The organism is Methylophilus sp. DMC14 (assembly GCF_056314085.1).
Genome location: NZ_JBQUZA010000006.1, coordinates 134085 through 160323, shown reverse-complemented (window position 1 = coordinate 160323; position 26239 = coordinate 134085). Strand labels below are relative to the sequence as shown.

Below are 26239 nucleotides of genomic sequence, written 5' to 3'. Positions count from 1 at the left end.
ATGGTTAATTCTGGTTAGATTTCATGCCAGTGATCACAGGCTTAATCACCTGCGATGGCGGATACAAGAGCTGAATAAAGTCCGTCTACAGGCTGTAGACGTACAAGGCAGGGGCGTTTTTTTGCGGATAGATAATTCGTTGCGCCGTCATGTCGGGCACCGGAAACTCGGAGCTCACAAACAGTGTGCCAGCCGGCATCTCTGCCCTCACCTTTTGCCAAACATCGGGCATCACAGCAGGCGACAAATAAGCAAAGATGACATCAAATTTTGCAAAGTCCAGTTCGCGGTAGTCACCGAGCGTAAATCTGGCACTGGTGCCAGAAAACAAGGCTCTGACCGCACTGACCGCCCATGGTAGCGGCGCAATTTCGATACCTGAAACCTCGTCATGCACACGCTGGCTCGCCAAAAACAGGGCGAGATCCCCAATCCCGCTGCCGATATCCAGTACTTTGAGCGGCGCGTCATCGCCATGATGCTCCAACACGTGATGCAGGGCGCGCCAGGTGGCAGGGAAAGAAGGATAAAATGGGACCCGGGTGTTGTGTACAGACCAGTACAGGGTCAAGGTAATGATAAATCCAGCCAGATAAACGGTGGCAGGCAAGTCAATATGCTGCATGCCCAGGACAGCCACTGGGAAAATCACATGAATCCAGCGCCACCAGACAGGCATCTGCGCGGCTTTGGCCAGCAGGCTGACCATACAAATATGCAGGAGCAGCCAAATCCAGACATGCGCTAGCGAAATGCCAAGATGGCTTAATTCAAATGCGAATACACTGTTGATCACGCCTGGCGCGAGGCCTGCAATCAACAGTATACTCAGCGTCTGGATCAGTAATGCCTGGCACCACAACCGTTTTGGTAGCAGGCGCTGTAGCCAGGGTTTGGGCAACAGCGTCTCTACCGAAAGTTTGGCCGATGGCATGCTGATTCCTTTCACTCACATAGTGCCGTGACACTGATCCGGGTGATCAGGCTGTCATGGAAACCAGTTTGTAGCTCAACTCTTTTGCCTTTTTGGTTTTGCCGGCACGTGAAGGCACATGGCACAAGTTGCAGACATAGTTCTGGTTCAAATCATAGCTATTGACGATGTATTGGCCACCGCAGCAATGACAGACTTTAGTTGTCAGCATTTTGCTTTCAATAAAGCGTACCAAGGTCCAGGCGCGTGTCAGCGACAGCACAGGCTCATCTTTAGTCTCGGCATCAGGATGCTGTACTTGTTGCATATACAAGGTATAGGCTTTAATGATGGCTTGGATGCCGTCTACCCCTGCGTAATCAACCATAAAGCGATAAATGTTGTAGAAAATAGAGGAGTGAATGTTTGGCTGCCAAGTCAAGAACCAGTCGGTAGAGAATGGCAACATGCCTTTTGGAGGAGAAACGCCTTTCATCTCTTTGTACAACTTGATCAGACGCTCACGTGACAATGTGGTTTGTGATTCGAGCAACTGCAGGCGGGCGCCCAGTTCGATCATTTGCATGGCCAGTTGAATTTGTTCTGCTTCGTTTACTACACTCTTCTTTTGCATGATATCCTCTTTTCTCTTTCTAATCGCCGTGTGGTTACAACTACGCTGGTTATACTGTGGAATCTGCGGCCTGGGCTGACATCAATACCGCGGTATGCAGATGGGCTTGGGCAGGGTCTTTGGCATAGCTGGTCAGCATTCCCAGGATTTCGCTATCATCAAAGCGGAAGCGGGTCAGCAGCATGTTGGTGTTACAGAGTTTGAGTAACTGCAGATTGGTCAAGTTTTCGAGCAGATCTGCAATTTCCTTGTTAATGCCAAGGCGGAAGATGGCAGTGGCTTTGTCAGCACGGATCAGTTGTTGCGCCAACATCAGGTAGTTCAGGTTGGCATCCTTGATTTCAGCGAGTAAATCGTTTTGCATGTTCATGATCTTTTCTCCGTTTTTTTGCGTAAATTTAAGTCCGCCTGAGCGTTAGGCGTACTTTGCGCGCAATCATGAACTGCAACAATCAGGGTTTGTCGGTTTATTTTGTAAGACAGACGAAAACAGCCGTGTAGGAGTTTGTCTTACAAACCCCTACACGGCATTATTCACTAACAATAATATCAATCACTTATCGCTCAAACCTAAAGTTGAGCTACAAGTTCGTTATGTGCAGTCTGTCAGCATTTTTTGATTTCCAATTCAAAAATTAATTCAAGTTTTCTTGTTGTATTCCGTAAACAATGACTTTTATTAGTTTTTAAGCCGCCTTCATGGTGGCCAGATACTTTTTCAGATATTCCGGTTAACGTCCCTACTTGATAAAACTTTAGGGTGCACAATCAAAAAAAATCCAAAAATTTTATAAGTCACTGTTTATTAATCAAAAATATTTTTAGCTTTTACACCCCTTAACAACAGGCAGGCAGCAACTGTGAGAAAGCGGTCAATTCGCCCTTTTATTCCCAACTTAGAAATACATTTATCTAGCCAATAATCACTCACAAGACACACGACATGGCGTGGTGTGCAAACCCGAAACGAGTGAAAGACATGGCAGCTGAAGACAGCGATATGGAAAAGACCGAAGACGCGTCCCCCAAGCGATTGGAGAAGGCACGCGAAGACGGCGATGTTCCCAGGTCGCGCGAATTGGCCTCTTGTGCGGTTTTGTTTACCAGCGGCATTGCCATCATGATGATGAGCAAGCCGATGGGTGAGGCCATGAAGGATGTATTGCGTCAGGGCCTGAGTCTGGACAGGGCCATGGCGTTTGAGCCGCAGCTGTTGATTGTGCATATGATCAAAGTGGTGGAACAGGCGATGTGGGCCTTTTTGCCACTGGCAGTCATTGTGGTTGCCGTAGCGATTGCTTCACCGATCTTGGTCGGTGGCTGGGTGATGTCGCAGAAATCGCTGGTGCCCAACTTTGGCAAACTCAACCCGATGAAAGGCTTGTCCAATCTGTTCTCCAAGAACTCGCTGGTGGAGTTGGTGAAGTCGATTGCAAAAACCATCCTGGTTGGTTCTGTCGGCTACACGCTGGTGAAAAAGGATTTGCAACCGATGTTGGGCTTGTCCAACATGCCGCTGGAATCAGGGATTAGCACTGTCAGCGAATTTATGGTGACCGGCTTTTTAACATTGGCTTCTGCGCTGGTCCTGATCGCCGTGATTGATGTGCCCTACCAGCTGTATCAATACGCGCAAAAACACAAAATGACCAAACAGGAACTCAAGGACGAATCCAAGGAGTCCGAAGGCAGCCCTGAAATTAAAGGCCGTATCCGTCAGCAGCAGCGTGAAATGGCGCGCAGAAGAATGATGAGTAATGTGCCCAAGGCAGACGTGGTGATTACTAACCCGACCCACTATGCCGTAGCGATCAGCTATAAAGAAGGTGAAAATGCAGCGCCTGTCGTCGTTGCCAAAGGCGTCGATGTACTTGCGCAAAAAATCAAGGAAATTGCTGCAGAACATAATGTGATGACGCTGGAATCCCCCAAACTGGCACGGGCCTTGTATGCCCATGCCGAGCTGGAGCGCGAGATTCCACAAACCTTGTATGCCGCGGTAGCGCAAATTTTGGCTTATGTGTTTCAACTGCGCGTGTTCAAGCAGCATGGCGGCGTCCGTCCGGTCATCCCAACTGATGTACCGGTCCAGGATGCACTGGATCCACATGCACTGGTAGCAGCGCCTGCCACGGCAACAGATATTGAATAAGCAAGACTGAGGAGTATTTAGATGAATAACTGGCAACAAATAATGGGGAAAATGGACGGCCGCAGCATCGCCGCCCCGCTCATTATTGTTTTGCTGCTGGCCATGATGATCTTGCCGTTACCGGCCATCATGCTCGATGTGTTTTTCACTTTTAATATTGCCTTGTCCATCCTGGTCTTGATGATCGGTCTGCAAACCACCAAGCCGCTGGACTTTATAGCCTTCCCGACCGTACTGCTGATGACCACCATGTTGCGCTTGTCGCTCAACGTGGCTTCGACCCGTATCGTGCTGACCGAGGGCCATGCCGGCCCTGATGCCGCCGGTAAAGTGATCGAGGCCTTTGGTCACTTTCTGATTGGCGGGAACTATGCGGTCGGTATCGTGGTGTTCGTCATCCTCACCATTATCAACTTTACCGTGATCACCAAAGGTGCGGGCCGGATTGCAGAAGTGGGTGCACGGTTTACCCTGGATGCGATGCCAGGCAAACAGATGGCGATTGACGCGGACCTGAACGCGGGCCTGATTGGCGAAGATGAAGCCCGCCGCCGCCGTAAAGAAGTCGGCCAGGAATCCGAATTCTATGGCGCGATGGATGGTGCCAGTAAGTATGTGCGCGGGGATGCGATCGCCGGGATCCTGATCATTATTATCAACATTGTCGGCGGGTTGATTGTCGGCATGGTGCAACATGACCTGAGCTTTGGCGACGCAGTGAAAAACTACACCTTGCTCGCGATTGGTGATGGCCTGGTCGCGCAAATCCCTTCGCTGGTGATTTCCATTGCGGCCGGTGTGGTGGTTTCACGTGTGGCCAACAATGAAGACATCGGCGGACAGCTGATTAGCCAACTGTTTGAAAATCCACGTGTGCTGACCATCACCGCCGGCATTATTGGCGGTATCGGCCTGATTCCAGGCATGCCTCACCTGGCCTTTATCGGGTTGGGGGGATTGTTGGGTGGTATTGCTTATTCAGTCAAACAAAAACAGGAAAAAGCCAAACAGCAGACGGTGATTGAACCACAACCAGATGATAAATTGGCCCCGGCCAGCGAGGCGGAAGAAGCCACCTGGAACGATGTGCTGCCAGTAGATACCATTGGCCTCGAAGTTGGCTACCGTTTGATCCCGCTGGTCGATAAAGGTCAAGGCGGTGAATTGCTCAAGCGTATCAAGGGCATCCGCAAAAAATTTGCCCAGGAGATTGGCTTCCTGGCGCCGACGGTTCATATCCGTGACAACCTGACGCTCAAACCGAACGCCTACCGCATCACCATGAAAGGCGTGGAAATGGCTACCGGGGAATCCAACTATCATCAAATGCTGGCGATTGATCCTGGTGCAGTCACCGGTGATCTCGAAGGCACGCGTACCACAGACCCAGCCTTTGGCTTACCCGCAGTGTGGATTGATCCCGAGCAGAAAGAATTCGCACAAAGTCTGGGCTATACCGTGGTAGATCCTGGCACCGTGATTGCCACCCATTTAAACCACATCATTTCACTCAATGCCGGTGAGCTGTTGGGCCGCCAGGAAGTCCAGCAATTGCTAGATCACATGAGCAAGGAATCCAGCAAGCTGATTGAGGAAATTGTGCCCAAGATCATCAGCTTGTCCACCTTGCAAAAGGTCTTGCAAAACCTGCTTAATGAGGGCGTGCATATCCGTGACATGCGCACGATTCTGGAAACGCTGGCAGACCATGCCCAGTATTCGCAAGATGCCAATGACCTGACCGCCATGGTCCGCATCAAGCTGGGGCGTGCAATTGTGCAGGACCTGTTCCCCTACAGCAACGAAATCACCGCCATGACCTTAGATGGTCAATTGGAAAAACTGTTGTTGCAAGCATTACAAAACAACCAGTCCAGCCAGGGCGTGATCGAGCCTGGCATTGCCGAAAGACTGTCACAAGAGACCGAAATGGCCGCCAGACAGCAAGAGCAGATGGGCTTGACACCAGTCCTGCTGGTGGCTGGCCCCCTCCGCCAGGCTTTATCCAGATTTTTAAGAAGGACCGTCCCGCACCTCAGAGTGTTATCCCATGATGAGTTGCCAGACAACAAATCGATTCGTGTCACCAGTTTAATTGGAGCGCAGTAATATGAACATCAGAAGATTTTTTGGCAAAAACGCACGTGAAGCCCTGGCTCAGGTCAAGCAGGCCTTGGGGGAAGATGCCATTATTGTTGCGAATCGCAGTGTCAACGGTGGGACTGAGATCATGGCCATGCTGGAGTCGGATGTCGATGCCAGTGCGAGCCAGCCAACTGCTGAGCAAGGCAGCGAGCAAACACGCAGCCTGCTTGATTTTGTGAATGCCAAAGAGCAACCCCGGCAAGCAACTCCAGTGCTGGCGCCGCGCGCCGTTCAGCCGCCGGCAGCCACGGTATCTGAAGAGGCCAGTGTCAACGAATCGGCCATCATGGACATGCTCAAGCAGCACAGTGAACAACAAGAGCATGCGTATCAGCTGGCAACACAAACGCTGGAAGAAAAAATGCAAGGCATGATGGTGGAAATGCGCCAGATGCGCAGCCACTTTGAAACCCAGATGAGTGCCATGACCTGGCAGCATCATTTACAACATAGCCCGGCCAAATCAAAAGTGCTGGGCACCCTGCTCGCTGCCAACTTCAGTGCGTCGCTTTCACGCCAGATTGCCGAAAAAATGCCGCAACACATTGATGTGAACAAGGCGCCAATGTGGGCCAAAGAAGTGATCAGCCGCAATTTGCACACGCTGGACGACGAAGATGCTTTGCTGGACCGTGGCGGTATCTATGCCTTGGTCGGCCCGACCGGGGTAGGCAAAACCACCACCACAGCCAAACTGGCGGCCCGCTATGTGATGAAACATGGCACCCAGAACCTGGGCTTGATCACCACGGACAGCTACCGGATTGGCGGCTACGAGCAATTACGCATTTACGGCAAGATTCTGGGCGTGATGGTACATGCGGTCAAAGATGAAGAAGACTTAAAAATAGCCTTAAACGAACTCAAGAACAAACATATGATTCTGGTGGATACCGTAGGCGTGAGCCAGCGTGACCAGGCGGTGACTGAGCAACTTTCCATGCTGAGCCGTGCCGACAGCCCGATACAGAAACTGTTGTGCCTGAATGCGACCTCAACCGGCGATACCTTAACTGATGTGATGCGTAGCTACAAAAAGCATGATATCGCTGGCTGTATCGTCACCAAACTCGACGAAGCGGCTGCGATTGGCAATGTACTGGACGTGTTGATTCGCGAACGCATGCGCCTGTTTTACACCACCAGCGGTCAGCGTGTGCCAGAGGATATCGAGGTTGCAGACAAGCAAGCCCTGGTCGAACGCGTGTTGACACCACACCAGGCCAGCCTGCCCTACCAGTATCTGGATGAAGAATTACCGCTGGTGATCTCCAGCATGATGCAAACCGCCAGCCAGGAGCAGCCACATGTTTAATTACCGTGACCAGGCGGACGGCTTGCGCCGTATCATGGCCAAAACCTCTGCCCGCATTATCAGTGTGATTGGGGCCAATGGCCAGCCAGTCAGCCAGTGGATGCGTCAACTGGCGACCAGCATGCTGACGCCAGAACAGCGTTTGTTGCTGGTGCACGCGCACCGCCAACCCGCGATGACACATTCCCTGCAAGGCATCGCCGTGCAACGCCAGGCCATCAAGCGGGGCATTTTCAAACACCCGCAAGGCTATGACCTGACCTGTTTGGGCGAAAATGACCTGTTAACCTCGCCTTTATCTCACGATTTAAAAACGCAACTCAACGGTATAGTGGAGCAACTTGCGTACGATTACGACACTGTGATGATTGAAGCACAACTGGATAGTCAAGACTACAGCCTGCTGCTGCCGGTAATTGCCGCGCATGAGCTGGTGATCCAAATGGATAGAAGCGACGCCGCCATTAAGTCGGCGTATGCGACCATCAAGCATATCAGCCAGCAACATGGGCAGATTCCGTTGGGCGTCGTCGTAACAGACGCTAACCATGATCAAGGCAATCAGTACTTTATGCGCCTGAACCAGGTGTGCAAACAATTTTTGGGCATCACGCTGGAGTTCATCGGTGCCATGCCTGCTGACACCAGTATGGCAGTCACTGATAACCCTGGCCGCGCGACCGCCGAAGTGAGCAAACAGCTTTCCAGCACACTGGCGTTTAAAACCGTCGCCCATCGTCTCGAACAACAACGGATTTCCATGCCATCCATGGCTGTTGCCTAAAGTCAAAAAGGAAAAACATGTATACCGCTAAAGGCACGACTCAAAATACCGATCAGATGCTCAAAATGCATAGCGGCCTGGTCAAGAAAATGGCTTATCAAATGAAGGCCAAGCTGCCCTCCTGCGTCGAGCTGGATGACCTGGTGCAAGCGGGCATGATCGGCCTGATGGACGCGATACAGCGTTACGAAGATACGCATGGGGCACAATTTGAAACCTATGCCTCTCAGCGCGTGCGTGGCGCCATGCTGGATGAATTGCGCGGTGCCGACTGGCTCCCGCGCGGCATCCGCAAAAACATGCGCGATATCGAGATGGCTGTGCAACAGCTGGAACAAAAACTGGGCCGCCCGCCTACCGAATCCGAAATCGCCAAGCATATGAATTTTAGCCTGGAAGACTACTATGACGTCTTGAGCGACTGCCAGGGTCACCAGCTGATTTATTACGAAGATTTTCAGGACGATGACGGTGGCGAGCACTTTCTGGATCGCTATGTGGACGATGATAGCAGCGACCCGGTGAAGGCCCTGCTCGAAAGCGACTTCCGCGAAGCCTTGATTGCCTCTATCGACAATTTGCCAGAGCGTGAAAAGATATTGATGGGCTTGTATTACGAGCAGGAACTTAACCTCAAGGAAATCGGCGCCATCATGAGTGTGTCCGAATCACGCGTTTGCCAGCTGCATAGCCAGGCGGTCGCCCGCTTGCGTGCCGCCATGCGTGAAAAAGCCTGGACCGGAGTTGCCTGATGGATTGGGGTAGCCTGGCCGGACTGCTGATTGCACTCGGCGGCCTGGTCCTTGGCCAAGTCATAGAAGGGGGCCACCTCAACTCCCTGATGCAACCTGCGGCCTTTGCGGTAGTCATGCTAGGCACGACTGGCGCAGTCTTGCTGCAAACCGAACTCAAAGTGTTTATCAAAGGCCTGCGCATGCTGAAGCTGGCCTTTGTGCACCCACAGGATGACCGTAAAAAACTCGCCGTTAAAATCAATCAATGGAGCCAGCAGGCGCGCAAAGAAAGCGTGCTGTCTCTGGAAAGCTACATCAAGCGTGAGCAGGATCCTTTTGTACGCAAGGGCTTGCAATTGCTGGTGGACGGCACCCCGCCTGACCGCATCCGCGAAGTCTGTGCCATTGATATATATTACTACGAAATGCAACAGCGCGAGGCTGTCAAAATCTGGTCAGCGGCAGGTGGCTATGCGCCCACCGTAGGCATTCTGGGTGCGGTGCTCGGCCTGATTCATGTCATGGAGAATCTGTCTGACCCAAGCAAGATTGGTAGTGGCATCGCAGTGGCCTTTGTTGCCACCATTTATGGTGTGGCGCTGGCCAACTTGGTGTTTTTACCCATCTCCAATAAACTCAAAGGCCATGTCCAGCATGAAATGTCCAGGCGCGAAATGCTGCTCAATGCCTGGGTCTCCATCGCACGGGGCGACAATCCAAAACTGGTCAGTGAACGGCTGGAATCTTATCTGCATTTGAGACAATCGTGATGTACAGACGCCACAAGCTCGAAGATGAAGAGGAAAGCCACGAACGGTGGCTCATTTCTTATGCAGACTTCATTACCCTGCTGTTTGCTTTTTTTGTGGTCATGTATGCCACCTCCAACATTAACCTGAATAAATACCGCGCCCTCTCCAGCTCGGTCGTCAATGCGTTTCAGGGGCAACCGGGGGCTGTCGGCCAGCCGCAGAATATGCCACAGGGCTTACAAACGCCTGGTTTGCCAGTTCCTGGCGCACAGAATCAAAATGGGCAAGTTCCAAGTGCGGTGATGAAGCCTTTGCCGCTCAGCTATCTATATCAGGAAAAAAAACTGCGTGATCAGGAGAAAATACGCGCCATGGCTCAGCAACTGGCCAACACTCTGGGGCAATGGATAGAGCAAAAACAGATCACGGTTTACCAGTCAGACTTGGGGGTGGAAATGGATATTTCCACCCATCTGCTGTTCCAGAACAACCAGGCGGCATATACACCCCAGGCCAGCCAGGTACTGCACATCATCAGCGCACAACTAAAAAATGAATACCGCACCCTCCAGGTTGAAGGGCATAGTGACAAGCACACCTTCAGTGGCATGGTTGACGCAGAAAGCAAGCGTTGGACATTGACGGCGACGCAGGCAGCACGCGTCGCGGCTACACTGGCCGCCGATGGCATCGCAGCCAAACGGCTTTCAGCCCTTGGCCTGGCAGAAACAAGGCCGCTCTCCAGCAGTGACAACAATCTGGCGCAATCGCTCAACAGCCGTATCACCCTGCGCATCCTCACCGCAGAGGCAGGTGAGCAACTCACCACCAATCTGGCGAACCGCCAGGAAGTCTCGCCAGCCGAGCCAGAAGCAACCGCAGAGATTCCACCGATGGCAACGCCAGCTACCTTGCCATCAGCAATGACAAACAAGCGCAACAGTCAGCCTTGACCTTGGCTGTGCGGCCGTAAAAGTTATTTTTTAAACCATCGCCTTTTAGGGCATCATTTCTAAACCAACGCTTGTTGCAACCAATCATTAAATGCGTCTATTGGCATGGGTTTACCAAACAGGTAACCCTGGTAGCGGCGGCAACCATTGTTTAGCAACAGTTCCAGTTGTTCTGGGGTTTCAACCCCTTCGGCAATCACGCCGAGGTACATGCTCTGCGCCATGGCAATAATGGTACGCACAATGGTGCGGTCATGACTATCGGTCACAATATCATTTACAAATGAGCGGTCTATCTTGAGTTGATACAGTGGCAATTTTTTAAGATATTGCAACGAAGAATAGCCGGTGCCAAAGTCGTCTAGGGAGAACTGGATGCCTGACTGGCTGAGCTCTGTCATGATGCGTACCGCATCGTCCACATTTTCCAAAAGCAGGCTTTCGGTTAACTCCAGACGCAAGGCATTGGGGTTGATTTGATGCCGCTGTAAACAGGCTTTGACCATGGCGGTGAAATTGGCCTGTCGGAACTGACGCGCGCTGATATTCACCGACAAACTGAGTTCACGTGTTTTTTGTGCCCGTTGCCAAACGGCAATTTGTGCACATGCCTGGTCGAGTACCCACATGCCGATTTCAACAATCAGGCCACTGCTCTCGGCCACCGCGATAAATTGCAGCGGTGAAGTGAGGCCTTGCGTGGGGTGTTGCCAACGCAGCAAGACCTCTGCGCCAAACGGCCGGCCGGTGTGGTCCACTTGCACCTGATAATAAACCCGCAACTGTTGCTGGACGATGGCTTCGCGCAGCTCGGCTTCCAGGCGCGCTTGCGTCGCAATCTCGGTCTGCATGCCAGGCTCATACAGACAGGCATGGTTGCGGCCAGACTGCTTCGCTTTGTGCAAAGCGATGTCCGCGGCTTTCACATAGTCCGTTTCATCCATGTCTGTCCCGCTAAAACTGCACAAACCCATGCTGGCGGTCACCGGCAGCTTGAGTCCTGCCACGTTAAACGGCCGTTGCAGGGTCTTGTGCAATTTGCGCTGCAAGGCCCAGACCTGTTGTACCGCCTTGTCTTTTTGAGTCGACAGTCCTGAAAGCAGAATCAGAAACTCATCGCCGCCCATACAGGCAATAAAATGCGGTTGTGCCGCCTTTTGCAGGCGCTGCGCCACTTGCTGCAACAGCGTATTGCCTGCATTGTGGCCATGGGCTTCATTCACCCATTTGAAATGGTCGAGGTCTATATAAATGAGACCGCCATGTTGCTCTGCGGCGGATTGATGACGCAAGGCATGCAATACTTCATACATTTTTTTGCGGTTAGGCAAGCCGCTCACCGGCTCAAGATAGGCCAGGGTTTGCATCGACTGCTGTGACAAATGGCGATCCACGACGATGCTGACCAGTCTGGCCGCCTGCCCGATCAGGGATTGCTCAGCGGCTGTAGGCAGTTGTACCTGACGCGAATACAAGGCAAACGCCCCGAGCACTTCCCCCGCAGCATTAAGAATAGGCTCTGCCCATCCACCCTGCACTCCCGAAGCCTGTGCTGCCGTTCGGTGGTACTGCCAGTAAGGATGGATCATGACATTTTCAACCATCACGCGCTGGCGCGTGGCGATCGCGGTGGCTAGAGAGCCGTTACCGGCCTCCAGCTTGAGCTGTTGCAAGGTTTGCAGTAGCGGAGATGGCAAACTGGGCGCGATCACGGTTTGTACACGTTGCCCCAGATCCTGCGTCAGCACGATGGCACAAAAGGTCTCGGGATGCAGCGCTTCGATCTCGCCAACAATCCAGGCCAGGATGTGTTCGGTGTCCTGTTCTTTAAGAATCAGCTCCAGCATAGAAAACTTGAAGCGATCATAGTCTCGCACTCGTTGTTTTTCTTGCTGGTAAAGCAAGGCAGCTTGATGCGTCTGACTCACATCCCGCACCAGCAGCAAACAACGTGGCTCGTTTTGCCCATGCAAAAAATAATGCACTCGACACTCTAGCCACTGCACTCCCAGCTGGTCGCAGGCAATCTGTATGCATTGTTGGGTGGTCTGATCAGTGGCGGGCGTTAACAGGGCTTTTATCAACGCATGACTTTCGGCGGGTAAGGCTTGCCAAAGGCCGTTGCTATTCAAGACTTGATGCGCTGGTGTAGTCGCAGCTGGCCCTTGCGCTAACACAGACAAACAATCACCGGCGGCATTGGTCTCAACCGCCAGGTAATACTGGGCCGGATCAAGCAAATCAGACCACTGTTCAAGAAGCACACACAGTGCAGGATTGGCCAATATTGAAGCACTTGGCTCAGAGATTACTGAAGACATCGCAAACTTTCACAACTGCAGTGCACAATCTCTGTCCCTCCAACGCAGGTAAATACGCTGGTCATGAGATGGCACACCCCCGAAGAATATTTTTAGAATAGCACTACCAATGGATGGCTGCGCATTATATTTACAATAATGTGTCCAAAAAGCAGTGCGATGTCAAGCACAGATACCTTAACACTTGTCTGGCTGCAAGCAAGTTCGCGGGTAGAAACAGTGCGCGACCATCCCCCTCCCCGGCCTCACTTTGGGGTAAATCCGGCGATTGGAGTTCGTCCCACGTAAGATGGCTTTGCATCATAAAAAATCAAAGAAAAATCGCCCAAATCTACTTTCTACTAAAGACAGGCAAACGCAAGAGCATGATCAAGCCAAACACCCCGCTGTAAATGATCGGTTCGGTCAGGTCTTTTTTGACCAGCCACCAGAAATGCAGCAAGGCCAAGACCGCAATCACATACACCAGTTGATGCAATGTTTTCCAGCGCTGTTTAAGGGCATGCATGGCTGCCTGGTTAGAAGTAGCCGCCAACGGCACAGTCAATAATAAAGCCAATGCCCCAACCAGCACATAGGGATGCTTGACGATATCTTTGACCATGTCCGACCAGTCGAACTGATAATCCAGCCAGACATAACTGGTCACATGCAAACTGGCATAGGCAAACATCCATAACCCTAACAGGCGCCGCACGGCGATCAACCAGCCTAGACGGGTGAGAGATTTAAGCGGTGTCACACTCAGTGACAGTAACAAAAATACCAGTGCCCACGTGCCGGTCGAACGCTCAATAAACTCAACCGGATTCGCCCCCAAGTCATTGGTAACCCCCAGATAGACCAGGCGCAGTATCGGCAGTAATGCGCCTAGCCAAACCAGCATCTTCACCCCCTTGATGCGGTCTTTCACTGAAAGAGAAGGCCATGTGAATAAAGGACTCATATTAGAAATTTTTCTTCAAATCCATCCCGGCATACAAGCTGGCGACTTCTTCATAACCATTAAACAGCTTGGTTTTCACGCGCCCGGCAAACAGTCCTGCGCCGATACGCTTCTCTGAGGACTGCGTCCAGCGTGGATGATCGACTTGAGGGTTTACGTTGGCGTAAAACCCGTATTCACGCTGACTCGCCCGCATCCAGGTTGTCGTTGGCATTTGCTCAACAAAGCGAATGGTAGAAATGGCTTTGGCCCCTTTAAACCCATACTTCCATGGCACCACCAGACGCACTGGTGCGCCGTTCTGATTTGGCAAGACCTTGCCATACAGTCCCACCGCCAGAATCGTCAGTGGTTGCATGGCCTCATCCATACGCAACCCCTCCACATAAGGCCAGTCCAGTATCGGCATGCGCGCGCCAGGCATATGCCGGGGGTCGTTATACGACACAAACTCAATATACTTTGCATTGCCGGTCGGTTGCGCCCAGTCAATCAGCGCCTTGAGTGGCAACCCTATCCATGGGATGACCATAGACCAGCCCTCGACACAGCGCATACGATAAATCCGCTCTTCCAGCGGTGCCAGCTTCATCAGTTGCTCAATGCCTATGGTTTTCGCTTGCTTGACCGCACCTTCTATCTTGATGGTCCATGGCGTCGGCTTGAACAGCACCGCCTCTCGCGCCGGGTCTTCTTTGCCGGTGCCAAACTCATAATAATTATTGTAATTGGTCACGTCCTGCAAAGCGGTCAGCGTCTCCTCCTTGCCATAGGCGGTTTTTTGGAACTCCAGCGTTTGCGCTGCCTGTGCCGTGGTCGGCAACCACAAACTGGCAGCGGCGACACCAGCAGCCTTGATCAAAGTCCGGCGTTGTTCAAACAGCGCTTGCGGCGTGATTTCTGAGGGTAAGATTCCGCTGGGGTTGCTGCGGTGAGGGTCAAATTGCATGTTGTTTCCTGTGTGGTGACAATTGTATGTTTGTCGCGTATGACAGGAAAACCTTACAGGGGATTCCAAATAAAAATAAATCTTTAACTGCCAGGGAAGTTTGACAGGGCTAAATGCGTCACTTGAGGCCCTTAACTGGGCCTCAAGCGCAAATCATCCAGTTTGATTGGGAATGCTTTACTTTGCCTGTGTCAACAAGGCGTCCAGTTCAGCATCTTTTAATTTGGCGGCAATGGTACGGGCTTGCTGCAGTAACTGTTGCGCAGCCGCATGATCCCCTTGTGCCTTTTTTGAAGCGGCCCATTGAATGGCGGTCTTGGCTTCATAAAATTCGCCGCCATTCTCATGCGCATAGTCCATCAAGCGCTGGTAGGTTTTGTCTGCCCCGACAAAGTCTTTTTTATCGGTAAACAATTGCCCCAAAGTCAGGCTGGCTTCAGCATATTGGTCAGGGGTGCCTGATTTGCGCAGCATCAGGACACCTTTGAGCTGATATTCAATCGCTTTTTCAGCCTGTTTTAACTGCTGATAGGTCATGGCTTCGTGGATATAGCTATCCGCGCGCTCGTCGTCGTTCAAGGAGAGCTTTTCGCCGGCTTCAAATGATTTGAGCGCGTCAGCATACTGCTCCATTTCAAAATAGGCTTCGCCGATGAGGTTGTGGGCAACGCGGGCATAGCGGCGCATGTTTTGCTGCTCGCTAAATTTCAATGCTTGCTGATAACTCTCCAGCGCTGCGGCATGCACTTTGGCTTCCAGCTGCGCATTGCCCAACAACATATGCGCCGCAATCAGATCCAGCCCTTCCGGCTTGAGGCTGAGTGCCTGTTTAAAGCTCTGCTGGGCGGCGGTGTTATCCCCTAAACCCGATTGCGCGCGGCCTTTGCAAAGCCAAAATTCAGCCTGTTTTGCATGCTGCTCCGCAAGTTTGACGGCTTCAGCGTATTGATGTTTTTGGACGGCAGTATCGCAGGCATCTAATGCAGCATCCTTAGCCATTGATTCATTGATAATCAATAGATTAACAGCCAAAATTAAAGTTAATTTTAAGTTCATATTCAGAATAAACTCGATTGTTTTGAGAGAGGTTCGATTGAATCAGAGGGCGTTTCCGTTGTCGTGTCATCTTCAGAAGCGGCCTGTAACATGAGGAGCAATGCAGCTTCATCCAGAATGGCGATATTCAGTTGCTGCGCTTTTTCAAGTTTGCTGCCCGCCTCTTCTCCGGCCACCACATAACTGGTTTTGGCCGAGACACTGCCGCTGACCTTACCGCCCGCGGCTTCAATCATCGCTTGGGCTTGGTCACGCTTGAGCGTAGGCAATGTGCCAGTCAGCACAAAGGTTTTGCCAGCAAACGGGGTCAAAGCGGCCTTTTTTTCAATGTCGGCCCAATGCACGCCTAAATCGCGCATGGCGGCGATCACTTCGCGGTTATGCGGTTCCTGAAAGAACTGATATGCAGCTTCCGCCACAATCGGCCCGACATCCTTGACTTGCGTGAGTGCGGCTACATCGGCCTGCATCAAGGCATCAAGATTACCAAAATGTTGTGCCAGGTCTTTTGCAGTGGCCTCACCCACATTGCGAATACCTAATGCATAAATAAATCTGGGCAAGGTCGTTTGCTTGCTTTTTTCAATGGCTACCAGCACATTTTGTGCAGATTTTTCTGCCATGCGTTCAAGGTCGCTGAGCATGGGCAGGGTCAAACGGTAAATATCATCCAGATGATGGACGAGTTCGCGTGCAACCAGCTGGTCAACCAGCTTCTCACCCAGGCCCTCAATATCCATGGCACGGCGAGAAGCAAAGTGTGTAATGGCCTGTTTACGCTGTGCCGGGCAGATCAATCCACCAGTACAGCGTGCTACTGCTTCATCCTGCGGACGGACCACATGCGAGCCACATTCCGGGCAGACGGCAGGCATTTCAAAGTGACGCGCATCTGTCGGGCGTAATTCTGTTTTTACCGAAACAACCTCTGGGATCACATCCCCTGCCCGCCTGACAATCACGGTGTCGCCGATCTGGATATCCTTGCGCCGTAATTCATCCTCGTTATGCAAGGTGGCATTCGTGACCGTCACGCCGCCTACAAATACGGGTTTCAATCTGGCAACAGGTGTGATTGCACCAGTACGACCCACCTGCACAGAAATATCTTCAACAATGGTTGTCGCCTCTTCGGCCGGAAACTTGTGTGCCACCGCCCAGCGCGGCGCACGCGAAACAAAGCCTAGGCTGGCCTGCAAGGCAAAGCCATTCACTTTGTAGACCACGCCATCAATGTCAAACGGTAACTGGTGCCGTTTTTCGCCAATCTCGGCATAGTATTCACGCAACCCCTGAGCGCCTATTTTCACCGCGCGCAAATCACTGACAGGAAAACGCAAGTCAGCCAGGTATTGCATGGCTTCAGAATGAGTATTTAATTCCGGCACGCCTATGCTGGCGCCCAGACCATAGGCAAAGAAATGTAGAGGGCGTTTGGCGGTAATGTGAGGATCCAGCTGGCGCAAGCTACCTGCTGCGGCATTGCGCGGGTTGGCAAACAGTTTGCCATTAGCAGCGGCCTGTTGCTGATTGAGCTTCTCGAAGTCTCTTTTCAACATCAAGACCTCGCCGCGCACCTCAAGTAAGGCTGGTGGCTGCGCAATATTCAAGCGGCTGGGAATGGCGCGTATGGTTTTGAGGTTATGGGTGACGTTCTCCCCCGTATACCCATCGCCACGGGTCGCGCCCTGCACAAATAGCCCGTGCTCATAGGTCAGGGTAATCGCCAGGCCATCAAATTTTGGCTCGACGGCATAGGCCACCACGGCCTCCCCGGTACCTTCACGCACTCGACGGTCAAATGCATCTAGCTCGTCGTCTGTAAAGGCATTATTCAGGGAAAGCATGGCTTGCCGGTGTTGCACGCTTTCAAAAGCAGCCAGCGCCTGTCCCCCCACCCGCTGGCTGGGGGAGTCCGCAGTAATCAGCGCTGGATATTGCTGCTCAATCTCGACCAGCTGGCGGTAGAGGCCATCATATTCACTATCGCTGACCAAGGGCGCGTCCAGCACATAATAGTGATAGTCATACTCGGCAATACGTTGCTTGAGCTGCTGCAACGCCAGCGCAGCCTCTTGCATGGACATCATCAGGAGAACAGGCGCTTGGCATGGCTACTACCGGGGATAATCCCCTGCGTCGCCATTGCATTAGAGATATTTTTGAGTTGCTGGCGGATTTTATCCAGCTGTGGATCACCAATCGCTTTGCGGTTGACGTCAATCAGGGCGGCATTGAGGCTAGTCGCCAGATGACGTGCAATTTCGACCATCTGGTCAAACACCTGCAAACTGTCAGGCGTAGTAGGAATATCCAGCTGGAAAGTCACCCCAGTCATCACTGCGGATTTCAACATATCTGCAGAAAATGGCTTGCCCTCGTAATTACGTACTGAAAACACTAATTGACCGTCAGCATTCAATAACTCGAAGCGGCCTTCGGCACTCAGCTGCATGCCGCAAGCTTCAGCCAAGCCACGCAGCTTGGTCGCATGAAACATGCCCTGGTTGGCTAACACATGAAATTCAACGGCTTTATCAACGTCGATACAGAAAGCATCTATCGCTTGTGCTTGCAATGCAGGCTCATATCCGCCCTGCCATACCACAGTCAGGCCCAAGGCCCTGGACAATGTTTCCATGGACTTCTGAAAGCGCTTGAGCGTTTCCTGATCAACCGGACCGCCACGGTCTGCCAATTGCAAACTGCAAGCGACCTGACTGGCGGGCGTTTGTGTTTGCATGGCGGCAGCATCCAGAGCCAATACATCCTGCCACTCGCCCGTTGTTGCGCTCTGCGCCCAGAGGGTGGCATGTTGTGGGAACGTACGTACCTCAGCTTGCATATCTTCCAGCTCAACCAACATGACGCCTAGCGGCGCATCAATCAAGCCTATCCAATCCATAGAGGGGTGCACTTCAGCAGGCAAGTCCGGCAGTGTCGGGGACAAGGAAGCCGGTTCTGCCGATGGCATCTCTTCCAAGGCCTGGACTGGCGGTACTTCAAAAGCAAAAGTCGGTTGCTCTGCCACCACAGCCGGCTCTGGCACTGCGACTGGCGGTTGATAAGCCGACACCTGTGGGGTGACCGGTTCTGGCTTGGTCAGATTGACCGCTGGCTCATGAATAGGTTGGGAAGGCGCTGTTTTAACTGGGGAAATGGCAGGCGCTGGTTTTGGTTTAAGCTTGGCGGGCTCTGCGGCTTTTGCCGGGGGGGGATTGGAAAACTCCGGCTCAACTTTAACAGAAGGTTGAGTTGAAGGCCGCACGCCGGTTTGGCGGACACGGGGCTCAGACATCCAGCCCTCTACCTCCTCGGACACAGGCGCGGTATCCACGGCAGCTTTCTTGGCAGCCTCTTTGACTTTGGCGGCAGGCTCGCCATCCAGCAAATCGCTACGGGTATGACTAAAACGGTATTCAACGTCTCTACGATATTTTTTTTCCTGCCACCAGTTAAATACAACCACTGCCAGAACGATGCTGACCCCGAGCAACACCAATATCATCCACAAATCAGACATGTGACTTAACAATCCTTTATAACGCTTGCATTATGATACAACAAAACTGGCGCTAAGCCGCATGCATGCGGATGGCCTCTTCGATATCGACATCGACAATCCGTGACACGCCCGACTCTTGCATGGTGACCCCAATTAGCTGTTCAGACATCTCCATGGTGATTTTGTTGTGAGAAACAAACAAGAATTGGGTTTTTTCTGACATCACGCGCACCAGTTGGCAGAAACGCTCGGTATTGCTGTCATCCAGCGGGGCATCCACCTCATCCATCAGGCAAAACGGTGCCGGATTTAACCTGAACAGCGCAAATACCAGCGCCATGGCCGTCAGCGCTTTTTCGCCCCCGGATAATAACTGGATGGTCGTGTTTTTTTTGCCTGGCGGTTGCGCAAAGACTTGCACGCCGGTATCCAGAATTTCATCACCCAACAGCACCAGCTTGGCATTGCCGCCATTAAACAAGGTATTAAATAATTCGCCAAAGTGACGGTTGGCTTCATCAAAGGTTGCACGCAGTTTTCCGCGGGTTTCGCGGTCTATTTTCTGGATCGCCTCTTCCAGCGTTTCGCTGGCGGTGAGCAGGTCTTGCAGTTGACTGTCCAGATACCCTTTACGCGCTTGCTCGCTGGCTAATTCTTCAATCGCAGCCAGATTGACCGCACCGAGTTGCTGGATCTGCTGTTGTAACCTTTGGGTCGTTTGCGCCAGTGTTTCGGCTTTGCTGTCATGATTTAGCCCTTGCTGAAGCAAGGCTTCATCCAGCCCCGTTTCAGACAAAGACTGCTGGCATTGCTCGACTTGCAGCTGACAGGCCTGCTGTTTAAGTCTTTGTTGCTCCACGGTGTCGCGCAAGGGATGCAATTGCTGCTCGATTTGCATGCGCTGACGCTCTTCTGTCTGCAAAACGGCTTCTTTCTGCGTCAGATCGTTACGCACATGCGCCAGCGCCTGCTCACAAGTGTGCTGCATGTCCAAGGCCTGTGCCAAATGTGCCTTCAAGGTTTCCATAGCACTGACGGCCAGTGTTTGCTCGGTTTCTTGCAGGCGTAATTGCAAATGCTCACGCTCTTGGCTGAGCTGACTCAAGCGGTGCTGCAAATCATTGACAGCATTTTGCAACAAGGTTTGCTCGAATACTTGTGACTGATGGGCTTTTTCAGCCTGCTGTACGCTGTCACGCGCATCAAAATAGGCTTGCTCTGCATGATGCTTGAGGGCCTGCGCTTCGCGCGCCGCCTGTTCCAGGCTGGCAAACTGCGCCTGATACTGCGCGATCCTGGCTTGTGCTTGCGAAAGCTCGTCATTGAGACTCTGCTGTCGCACTTGCAGCGCAGACAGGTCTTGTTGCAAGGCGGTTTGCCTGCGCGACGCGTTGTCATAGGCCTGCTGCAAGCTTGACTGTTGCATCTGCGCCTCATGCATGGCTGCAGTGTGTTGTTTGATCCGTGGATGTGCCTGTTGCTGTTGCAAGCGCAACTGTTGCAGCGCCTGTTCAATCAGTTGCACCTGCTGCTGGGTGTGATTAACCGCAGCTTGCGCGGCTTCCAAACCGGCCTGTAACTTGTCCAGTTGCTGCTGCCGCTCCAACACGCCTTGCATGGCATTCTGGCGGCCATGATAAACCACGCTATAGCGTTGATAGAGATCCCCTTGCTTGCTCAGCAGACTCACGCCTGCCGGGAGTTGCGATTGAAACTGGCCCACTTGGGCAACATCCTCAATCACGTAAATACCCATGAGCCAGTGCTGCAAGGCACCAGCCATTTCCGGCTGCTTGAGCGTGAGCAAACTATATAAGCTGGGTAATCCTTGCCAATGGTCTGGCAAGCTATCGCGTGCCGTTCCAAGCATGGCTATGGCTAAAGCGGCTTGCGGATGCGGTAATTTAGCCAAGGTCGGCAAAGAATCAGTGAGCAAGGCATTCAGTTTATAGCCCAGGACCGCTTCGAGCGCGGGCTGCCATGTGGCATCCACCTGTACCGCCTGCCACAAACGCGCCGCTGATTGCAAACCGCTTTGTTGCAACCAGGGCCCTAGTTGCTGGTCTTGCTTGAGGCTTTGCTGCAACTTTTGCAAAGACTGGATTTCGGCTTCAAGCTGGTTCAGCTGGCGTTGAGCCTGCTGCCAGTCTTGCCTGGCTTGCAGCAACCATTGCTGTTGCTGCTGCTCATCTACCCGCCATTGTTGTAGCTGCTGTTCTTCTTGCTGCAACTGAGCTTGCTGTTGCGCCTGCTGCTGCTTATACCCCTCCAAGGCCTGCATACCTGGCAAGGCCCAGGCTGATAGCTCACCTTGTAACTGTTGCAAGCGCTGGTTGGATTCCGAAAGATTGCGTTGCAAAAACTGTACGTTATTCTGCTCCAGTTGCATCTGCTGGCGGCATTGCTGCACGGCTTGCTGTGCTTCACTGGCGGCTTGCTGTATGCCTTGCAAATGTAATGACTGTGCAGGCAAAGCCTGTTGCAAGGCTTGCAACTGCTGCGCTTGTCCGGTCAGCGCTTGTTGTGCGGAGGCGAGCGCAGTGGTTTTTTCGTCCAGTTGCTGTTGTAACTGCGTTTGCTGCTGGCTACCACGCTCAATTTGCCCCTGCAGCTGTTGTTGCTGTTGCAGTAATCTTAAGCGGGCCTCTTCCGATTGCTTAACTTGTAAATCCAGATTGGAAACTTGCGCGTTGGCCTCGTAAAAGGCCGCCTGTGCCGTATGCAATTCGCCTGATGCGGCCTGATACTGCTGTCGAGCCTGCTCCAAAGCCAGCTCGCAACGCCTTAACGCCGCAACTTTCTCCTCCAGCGCATTCACTTCGTGCGCTACCGCTTGTGAAGCGGCCTCGTAAGCCAGCACAGCATCTCGCTTGCGCAACCACCACCATTGCGCCTCAGCCAGTTGGTACGCCGCTTGCAGTGACTGATATTTCTGCGTCACAACGGCTTGCGCCTCCAGCTTGAGAATCTGCTTGTTCATCTCGCGTGAAATATCTTCCACGCGCGCAAGATTCTCACGTGTATCACGCAGGCGTAGCTCTGTTTCACGCCTGCGCTCTTTATATTTGCTGATCCCTGCGGCTTCTTCGAGAAATACGCGCAGCTCTTCTGGCCGGGCTTCAACAATACGTGAAATCGTGTTTTGACCGATGATGGCGTAAGCACGCCCCCCAAGGCCGGTGCCCAAAAACAAATCCGCCACATCCCGACGGCGTACCGCAGTGTTATTAATATAGTAGCTTGAGCCCTTATCGCGCTCGATTACGCGCTTGACCGAGATTTCGGCATATTGATTCCACTCGCCACTGGCACCACCCAGGCTGTTATCAAAAATGAGCTCGACACTGGCCCGCGAAATAGGTTTGCGATGCGAAGATCCGTTAAAAATCACTGCGTCCATGGCATCGGCGCGCATTTCCTTGGCGGAGGATTCGCCCAGCACCCAGCGGACCGACTCCATGACGTTAGACTTGCCACAGCCATTGGGCCCTACCACGCCCACACGCTGCCCATGCAGGTGGATGGTCGTTGGATCAACAAAAGACTTGAACCCCGCAAGTTTTAAATGTGTCAGACGCAAAGTAAGTAAACTGCTTATAAGAATTTGAGTGGTCGCTTAAGCGTTATAATACCCATTTTTAAGACGAAACATGCGCACAATGAACGAACATTTACTTGGTGGGAAACCCACTGCACAACCGACTAAAACACTGGAAACTTTTGAAAATCCCAATTCGCAGAGAGACTTCCATATCCATATGGAAATTCCAGAGTTTACCTGCCTGTGTCCAAAAACCGGTCAACCTGACTTTGCGGTGATTTATCTGGACTATATTCCCAACAAGTTATGTGTTGAGCTCAAGAGTCTTAAACTTTACATGTGGTCATTCCGCGATGAGGGCTGCTTCCATGAAGCGGTCACCAATCAGATTCTGGATGATCTAGTCTCTGCCATAGACCCAAAATTTATGCGCGTAACCGCCAAATTTTATGTCCGTGGTGGCATTTTCACCAATGTGGTGGCCGAACATCGTGCCCCAGGCTGGCAGCCACAACCTTTTGTCGAGCTCTCTCAGTTTTCTGCGCAAAGTAATATACGCGGATAAGCCATTTGACCATGCAAAAAAACAAAAGCCCGGCAATGCCGGGTTTTTTACTGCGTAATCTGTACGCAGCTTTACACCATAGCCTTAAAGAAGCTTAAGCTTTAATAAGCAGGTGATTTAAATAAATATGAAATTTAAAGCTAGAAATCACTGAGTGATTTTTGGCGTCCCCACGGGGATTCGAACCCCGGTCGCCTCCGTGAAAGGGAGGTGTCCTAGGCCTCTAGACGATGGGGACCTAAGAAATTTAACAACCCGTGCATTATACCAGTTTTTCAAATAATTAAAATATTTATTTTTTAAAAAAATTCAATATTTTCAATCACTTGGTGGAGATAAGCGGGATCGAACCGCTGACCTCTTGCATGCCATGCAAGCGCTCTCCCAGCTGAGCTATACCCCCAAATCTCTGGTATTGCAGTTCTTTGTTTTGCAGTGCAATTCAAAGAAGGCGCCATATTAATGATGCCCAGATATCTTGTCAACGACTTTGATAAGAAAACATGAAAAAAACTTTATATCGTTTTGTTTTATGAGGCCCTGCCTGTTTTGCCACAGAGCCAGCCGTCAAAAGCGTTGAGAAACTTACTTGAGATGGGGTTTGATCTTGCCGAGAATTTCTTCACTTTCCGGACGTGTCATACTGTTAAAAGAATAAACCTTCTGCCCACCTGGCAAAATCAGATATTTGTAAAAATTCCATTGTGGTGCCTGCCCTGTTTGTTTGATCAGTTGCTGATAAAGCGGATTGGCGCCACTTCCGGTCACGCTGGATTTTTCAACCATGGGAAACTTGACCGAATAAGTCAGCTTGCAAAAGTCGCCAATCTGCTTGTTGTTGCCAGGCTCCTGACGGAAATCATTGGAGGGGAAGCCAATCACCACCAGCCCTTTATCCTTATATTGCTCATACATGGCTTCCAGCGCTTCAAACTGTGGCGTGAATCCGCATTTGCTGGCAGTGTTCACAATGAGCACTGGCTTGTCCTGAAATTGACAAAAATCGACAGTTTGACCTTGCAGGGTCTTAAACTGGTGCTGGTATAACGGTAGACATTCTGCCTCAGCCATGGATACCCCCCCCAGGGTTAAAAACATCAATATAAAACTGCGCATTGCAACTCTCCAAATAGTTATGATTGTGTTATGCCTTTGTAGACAATGTGTTAGCTTGATTGTTCTCAATTGAGTTTTCATATTTTACTTTTTTTAATAGGTGCCGTTAACCTTCTTGTAAGGAACCTTCGCCATGCTTGGCACAGTCTATGCTAAAGATGTTCTAAAGCAATTTGATACTGACAGGTTTTGTTAACAGAATAACGTCATGGGAGATCATCATGTTACAAAAAGCAGCACCTAACGATAAATTCAAGAAAATTGATCAAATGCTCGAAGACTTTGCCGGCGATGAAGTCGATGATTATGACAGTGGCTATGGCAGCTATGAAAAAAGTCATAAGCACTACTCTGCCGATGAAGATGCATCAATGAATATTGATGATTTGTATTAATGCATGCACTTGCATTTGCAATCCGTGATCGCGCATCAGCGTGAGCCGTGGTTGCTGATATAATGGCGTGATGGAAATTACTACACGCTTGGAATTCGATGCGGGCCATCGCATTCCTGATCACAAGAGTCAATGCCGTAATCTGCACGGTCATCGCTACGCAATTGAAATTACACTGTCTGGAGAGGTGATTCAGGCAGAGCATGCCTCTGAAAATGGTATGGTAATGGATTTTGCTGATGTAAAAAGAATTGCCCGTGAAACCATTGTCGATCGCTGGGACCATGCTTTTCTGGTCTACCATGACGATACGGCGGTGCTGGATTTTCTAAACAGCTTGCCCAATCACAAGACTGTGGTGTTCCCAACCATCCCGACGGCAGAAAACATGGCTGCGGAAGCCTTTAAGCTGCTCAAGGCCCAATATCGTGGTACCTTCGGCAATCAGCTCAAGCTGGTAAGGGTTCGCCTTTACGAAACGCCCAATAGCTGGACGGACGCATTCGATCAGAAATAGTCTGCGATCAGAATTAATTTTCCAGCGCACTCAACGCTGGCATGACTTGCGCAAGTGATGTGTCCCATCCCGGCAAACGCACACCAAACACCTGCTCCAGCTTATCACTGACCAGCCTTGAGTTTTGAGGGCGTCTGGCAGGCGTTGGGTATTCTGCAGTTGATATGGCTTGCAGCTCTTTAAGTAGCAAGGCGGGCCAGCCCTGTTTTAGCGCCAGCGCTTGATACTGCGCCACAATCTCACTGGCAAAACCATACCAGGTGGTTTCACCTCGATTCACCAAATGATAAATCCCGGTTTGTTCAGCGTTGTGCGGATGCCAGCGTTCAATTAATTGCGCGACTGCTTCAGCAATCGCGATATCGGCCGTGGGGGCGCCATGCTGGTCTGCCACAATGCGTAGTTGTTCACTACTCTGTGCTAACCGAATGATGGTTTTGAGGAAGTTTTTGCCGTAGCTGCCATAGACCCAGCTGGTACGCAGGATGAGATGCGGGAGGCCAACCTCAGCAATTGCCTGCTCGCCAGCAAGTTTGCTGGCGCCATAAACACTGACTGGATTAACTGCGTCAGTTTCAAGGTAAGCTGTGGCTTTGCTGCCGTCATATACATAGTCAGTCGAGAAATGGATCAGCGCTGCATTCAGTCGTACGGCTTCTTCTGCAATGATTTGTGGGGCCGTGGCGTTGATGGCAAAGGAAAGTTCTTGCTCGGTTTCGGCCTGGTCTACCGCGGTATAGGCAGCAGGGTTAATAATCAGGTCTGGTTTGACCTGACGGATGACTTGCCGGATCTGCGCTGGCTGACTGAGGTCCAGTTGTTGGCGGGTACAGCTGATGAGCTGTACTTGAGCAATGGGCTGTTGTTGCAGCTGTGCGGCAAGTGCATGCCCCACTTGACCATTGACGCCTGTTAACAGGATTTTTTTCATATGCGTGAGCAAGGT

Annotated in this window: 22 protein-coding genes and 2 tRNA genes; 10 read left to right on the top strand and 14 right to left on the bottom strand. The window is 51.6% G+C overall.

Annotated elements, in window-relative coordinates:
• Positions 1-85 precede the first annotated feature (85 nt).
• The 3 genes from ACT53C_RS12560 to flhD are packed head-to-tail and all read right to left on the bottom strand — an operon-like array spanning position 86 to position 1917.
• Entirely contained in the window at positions 86-934 is an 849-nt protein-coding gene (locus tag ACT53C_RS12560) for a class I SAM-dependent methyltransferase (protein WP_476146562.1), read from the bottom strand.
• A 46-nt stretch (positions 935-980) separates the two neighbouring features.
• Positions 981-1547 (bottom strand): flagellar transcriptional regulator FlhC, encoded by a 567-nt coding sequence (flhC, locus tag ACT53C_RS12555; protein WP_476146560.1) that lies wholly within the window; start codon positions 1545-1547, stop codon positions 981-983.
• A 49-nt stretch (positions 1548-1596) separates the two neighbouring features.
• The gene (flhD, locus tag ACT53C_RS12550) at positions 1597-1917 is read right to left on the bottom strand and encodes a flagellar transcriptional regulator FlhD (RefSeq protein WP_194747599.1); all 321 of its coding nucleotides are present in this window, start codon (positions 1915-1917) and stop codon (positions 1597-1599) included.
• A 609-nt stretch (positions 1918-2526) separates the two neighbouring features.
• Here flhD and flhB point away from each other — a divergent pair.
• The 7 genes from flhB to ACT53C_RS12515 are packed head-to-tail and all read left to right on the top strand — an operon-like array spanning position 2527 to position 10382.
• Positions 2527-3699: a flagellar biosynthesis protein FlhB gene (gene flhB, locus ACT53C_RS12545; RefSeq protein ID WP_476146558.1), complete on the top strand. Its 1173-nt coding sequence runs from the start codon at positions 2527-2529 to the stop codon at positions 3697-3699.
• Between the two features lie 21 nt (positions 3700-3720).
• On the top strand, positions 3721-5808 hold the full coding sequence (gene flhA, locus ACT53C_RS12540) for a flagellar biosynthesis protein FlhA (RefSeq protein WP_194747601.1): 2088 nt from the start codon (positions 3721-3723) through the stop codon (positions 5806-5808).
• Between the two features lies 1 nt (position 5809).
• Entirely contained in the window at positions 5810-7159 is a 1350-nt protein-coding gene (flhF, locus tag ACT53C_RS12535) for a flagellar biosynthesis protein FlhF (RefSeq protein WP_476146555.1), read from the top strand.
• Positions 7152-7943 carry a MinD/ParA family ATP-binding protein gene (locus ACT53C_RS12530; RefSeq protein ID WP_476146553.1) on the top strand — a complete coding sequence of 264 codons (792 nt, stop codon included), beginning with the start codon at positions 7152-7154 and terminating at the stop codon, positions 7941-7943. Before flhF ends, ACT53C_RS12530 begins: the two co-directional genes overlap by 8 nt.
• A gap of 17 nt (positions 7944-7960) precedes the next feature.
• A complete protein-coding gene (locus ACT53C_RS12525; RefSeq protein ID WP_476146551.1) occupies positions 7961-8695 on the top strand; it encodes an RNA polymerase sigma factor FliA in 735 nt (244 codons plus the stop codon).
• Positions 8695-9447 carry a flagellar motor protein gene (locus ACT53C_RS12520; protein ID WP_476146549.1) on the top strand — a complete coding sequence of 251 codons (753 nt, stop codon included), beginning with the start codon at positions 8695-8697 and terminating at the stop codon, positions 9445-9447. The genes ACT53C_RS12525 and ACT53C_RS12520 overlap by 1 nt, the downstream gene beginning before the upstream one ends.
• On the top strand, positions 9447-10382 hold the full coding sequence (locus ACT53C_RS12515; protein ID WP_476146592.1) for a flagellar motor protein MotB: 936 nt from the start codon (positions 9447-9449) through the stop codon (positions 10380-10382). The genes ACT53C_RS12520 and ACT53C_RS12515 overlap by 1 nt, the downstream gene beginning before the upstream one ends.
• 59 nt (positions 10383-10441) lie before the next feature.
• Here the strand turns inward: ACT53C_RS12515 and ACT53C_RS12510 are convergent, their stop codons facing one another.
• The 7 genes from ACT53C_RS12510 to smc all read right to left on the bottom strand — a co-directional run bounded on the left by ACT53C_RS12510 (position 10442) and on the right by smc (position 22739).
• Positions 10442-12703 (bottom strand): putative bifunctional diguanylate cyclase/phosphodiesterase, encoded by a 2262-nt coding sequence (locus tag ACT53C_RS12510; RefSeq protein WP_476146547.1) that lies wholly within the window; start codon positions 12701-12703, stop codon positions 10442-10444.
• A gap of 331 nt (positions 12704-13034) precedes the next feature.
• Complete coding sequence (locus tag ACT53C_RS12505) at positions 13035-13649, bottom strand: protein-methionine-sulfoxide reductase heme-binding subunit MsrQ (RefSeq protein WP_476146545.1); 615 nt, start codon at positions 13647-13649, stop codon at positions 13035-13037.
• 1 nt (position 13650) lies between these two features.
• Positions 13651-14598, bottom strand: a complete 948-nt coding sequence (gene msrP / locus ACT53C_RS12500; RefSeq protein WP_476146543.1) for a protein-methionine-sulfoxide reductase catalytic subunit MsrP — start codon at positions 14596-14598, stop codon at positions 13651-13653.
• A gap of 177 nt (positions 14599-14775) precedes the next feature.
• Entirely contained in the window at positions 14776-15597 is an 822-nt protein-coding gene (locus ACT53C_RS12495) for a tetratricopeptide repeat protein (RefSeq protein ID WP_194747610.1), read from the bottom strand.
• A gap of 59 nt (positions 15598-15656) precedes the next feature.
• Positions 15657-17741 carry an NAD-dependent DNA ligase LigA gene (ligA, locus tag ACT53C_RS12490; protein WP_476146590.1) on the bottom strand — a complete coding sequence of 695 codons (2085 nt, stop codon included), beginning with the start codon at positions 17739-17741 and terminating at the stop codon, positions 15657-15659.
• Positions 17742-17743: 2 nt separating this feature from the next.
• Positions 17744-19177, bottom strand: coding sequence for a cell division protein ZipA C-terminal FtsZ-binding domain-containing protein (locus ACT53C_RS12485; protein ID WP_476146541.1), 1434 nt, complete (start codon positions 19175-19177; stop codon positions 17744-17746).
• A 52-nt stretch (positions 19178-19229) separates the two neighbouring features.
• Positions 19230-22739 (bottom strand): chromosome segregation protein SMC, encoded by a 3510-nt coding sequence (smc, locus tag ACT53C_RS12480; protein WP_476146539.1) that lies wholly within the window; start codon positions 22737-22739, stop codon positions 19230-19232.
• 79 nt (positions 22740-22818) lie between these two features.
• Between smc and queF the strand changes: the two genes are divergently transcribed.
• A complete protein-coding gene (queF, locus tag ACT53C_RS12475) occupies positions 22819-23265 on the top strand; it encodes a preQ(1) synthase (protein ID WP_194747615.1) in 447 nt (148 codons plus the stop codon).
• A 162-nt stretch (positions 23266-23427) separates the two neighbouring features.
• Here queF and ACT53C_RS12470 read toward each other — a convergent pair.
• From ACT53C_RS12470 to ACT53C_RS12460, 3 genes are all read right to left on the bottom strand, one after another.
• Positions 23428-23503 (bottom strand) — tRNA-Glu (locus ACT53C_RS12470).
• 89 nt (positions 23504-23592) lie between these two features.
• A tRNA-Ala gene (locus tag ACT53C_RS12465) sits at positions 23593-23668 on the bottom strand.
• Positions 23669-23850: 182 nt separating this feature from the next.
• A complete protein-coding gene (locus tag ACT53C_RS12460) occupies positions 23851-24381 on the bottom strand; it encodes a glutathione peroxidase (protein ID WP_228518728.1) in 531 nt (176 codons plus the stop codon).
• A gap of 221 nt (positions 24382-24602) precedes the next feature.
• Here ACT53C_RS12460 and ACT53C_RS12455 point away from each other — a divergent pair, with 221 nt between their 5' ends.
• Both ACT53C_RS12455 and queD read left to right on the top strand, forming a co-directional pair.
• Positions 24603-24776 carry a hypothetical protein gene (locus tag ACT53C_RS12455; protein ID WP_476146536.1) on the top strand — a complete coding sequence of 58 codons (174 nt, stop codon included), beginning with the start codon at positions 24603-24605 and terminating at the stop codon, positions 24774-24776.
• 70 nt (positions 24777-24846) lie between these two features.
• The gene (gene queD, locus ACT53C_RS12450) at positions 24847-25293 is read left to right on the top strand and encodes a 6-carboxytetrahydropterin synthase QueD (RefSeq protein WP_476146535.1); all 447 of its coding nucleotides are present in this window, start codon (positions 24847-24849) and stop codon (positions 25291-25293) included.
• 13 nt (positions 25294-25306) lie between these two features.
• Here the strand turns inward: queD and rfbD are convergent, their stop codons facing one another.
• Positions 25307-26224: a dTDP-4-dehydrorhamnose reductase gene (gene rfbD / locus ACT53C_RS12445; RefSeq protein WP_476146533.1), complete on the bottom strand. Its 918-nt coding sequence runs from the start codon at positions 26222-26224 to the stop codon at positions 25307-25309.
• Positions 26225-26239 lie beyond the last annotated feature (15 nt).

Coding starts and splice junctions, on each gene's coding strand:
- queD (WP_476146535.1), top strand. CDS start 24,847: ATGGAAATTACTACACGCTTGGAATTCGATGCGGGCCATCGCATTCCT.
- ACT53C_RS12560 (WP_476146562.1), bottom strand. CDS start 934: ATGCCATCGGCCAAACTTTCGGTAGAGACGCTGTTGCCCAAACCCTGG.
- msrP (WP_476146543.1), bottom strand. CDS start 14,598: ATGCAATTTGACCCTCACCGCAGCAACCCCAGCGGAATCTTACCCTCA.
- queF (WP_194747615.1), top strand. CDS start 22,819: ATGAACGAACATTTACTTGGTGGGAAACCCACTGCACAACCGACTAAA.
- flhB (WP_476146558.1), top strand. CDS start 2,527: ATGGCAGCTGAAGACAGCGATATGGAAAAGACCGAAGACGCGTCCCCC.
- ACT53C_RS12455 (WP_476146536.1), top strand. CDS start 24,603: ATGTTACAAAAAGCAGCACCTAACGATAAATTCAAGAAAATTGATCAA.
- ACT53C_RS12485 (WP_476146541.1), bottom strand. CDS start 19,177: ATGTCTGATTTGTGGATGATATTGGTGTTGCTCGGGGTCAGCATCGTT.
- ACT53C_RS12520 (WP_476146549.1), top strand. CDS start 8,695: ATGGATTGGGGTAGCCTGGCCGGACTGCTGATTGCACTCGGCGGCCTG.
- flhD (WP_194747599.1), bottom strand. CDS start 1,917: ATGAACATGCAAAACGATTTACTCGCTGAAATCAAGGATGCCAACCTG.
- ACT53C_RS12505 (WP_476146545.1), bottom strand. CDS start 13,649: ATGAGTCCTTTATTCACATGGCCTTCTCTTTCAGTGAAAGACCGCATC.
- ACT53C_RS12530 (WP_476146553.1), top strand. CDS start 7,152: ATGTTTAATTACCGTGACCAGGCGGACGGCTTGCGCCGTATCATGGCC.
- flhF (WP_476146555.1), top strand. CDS start 5,810: ATGAACATCAGAAGATTTTTTGGCAAAAACGCACGTGAAGCCCTGGCT.
- ACT53C_RS12495 (WP_194747610.1), bottom strand. CDS start 15,597: ATGGCTAAGGATGCTGCATTAGATGCCTGCGATACTGCCGTCCAAAAA.
- ACT53C_RS12460 (WP_228518728.1), bottom strand. CDS start 24,381: ATGCGCAGTTTTATATTGATGTTTTTAACCCTGGGGGGGGTATCCATG.
- ACT53C_RS12525 (WP_476146551.1), top strand. CDS start 7,961: ATGTATACCGCTAAAGGCACGACTCAAAATACCGATCAGATGCTCAAA.
- ACT53C_RS12515 (WP_476146592.1), top strand. CDS start 9,447: ATGTACAGACGCCACAAGCTCGAAGATGAAGAGGAAAGCCACGAACGG.
- ACT53C_RS12510 (WP_476146547.1), bottom strand. CDS start 12,703: ATGTCTTCAGTAATCTCTGAGCCAAGTGCTTCAATATTGGCCAATCCT.
- ligA (WP_476146590.1), bottom strand. CDS start 17,741: ATGTCCATGCAAGAGGCTGCGCTGGCGTTGCAGCAGCTCAAGCAACGT.
- flhA (WP_194747601.1), top strand. CDS start 3,721: ATGAATAACTGGCAACAAATAATGGGGAAAATGGACGGCCGCAGCATC.
- flhC (WP_476146560.1), bottom strand. CDS start 1,547: ATGCAAAAGAAGAGTGTAGTAAACGAAGCAGAACAAATTCAACTGGCC.
- rfbD (WP_476146533.1), bottom strand. CDS start 26,224: ATGAAAAAAATCCTGTTAACAGGCGTCAATGGTCAAGTGGGGCATGCA.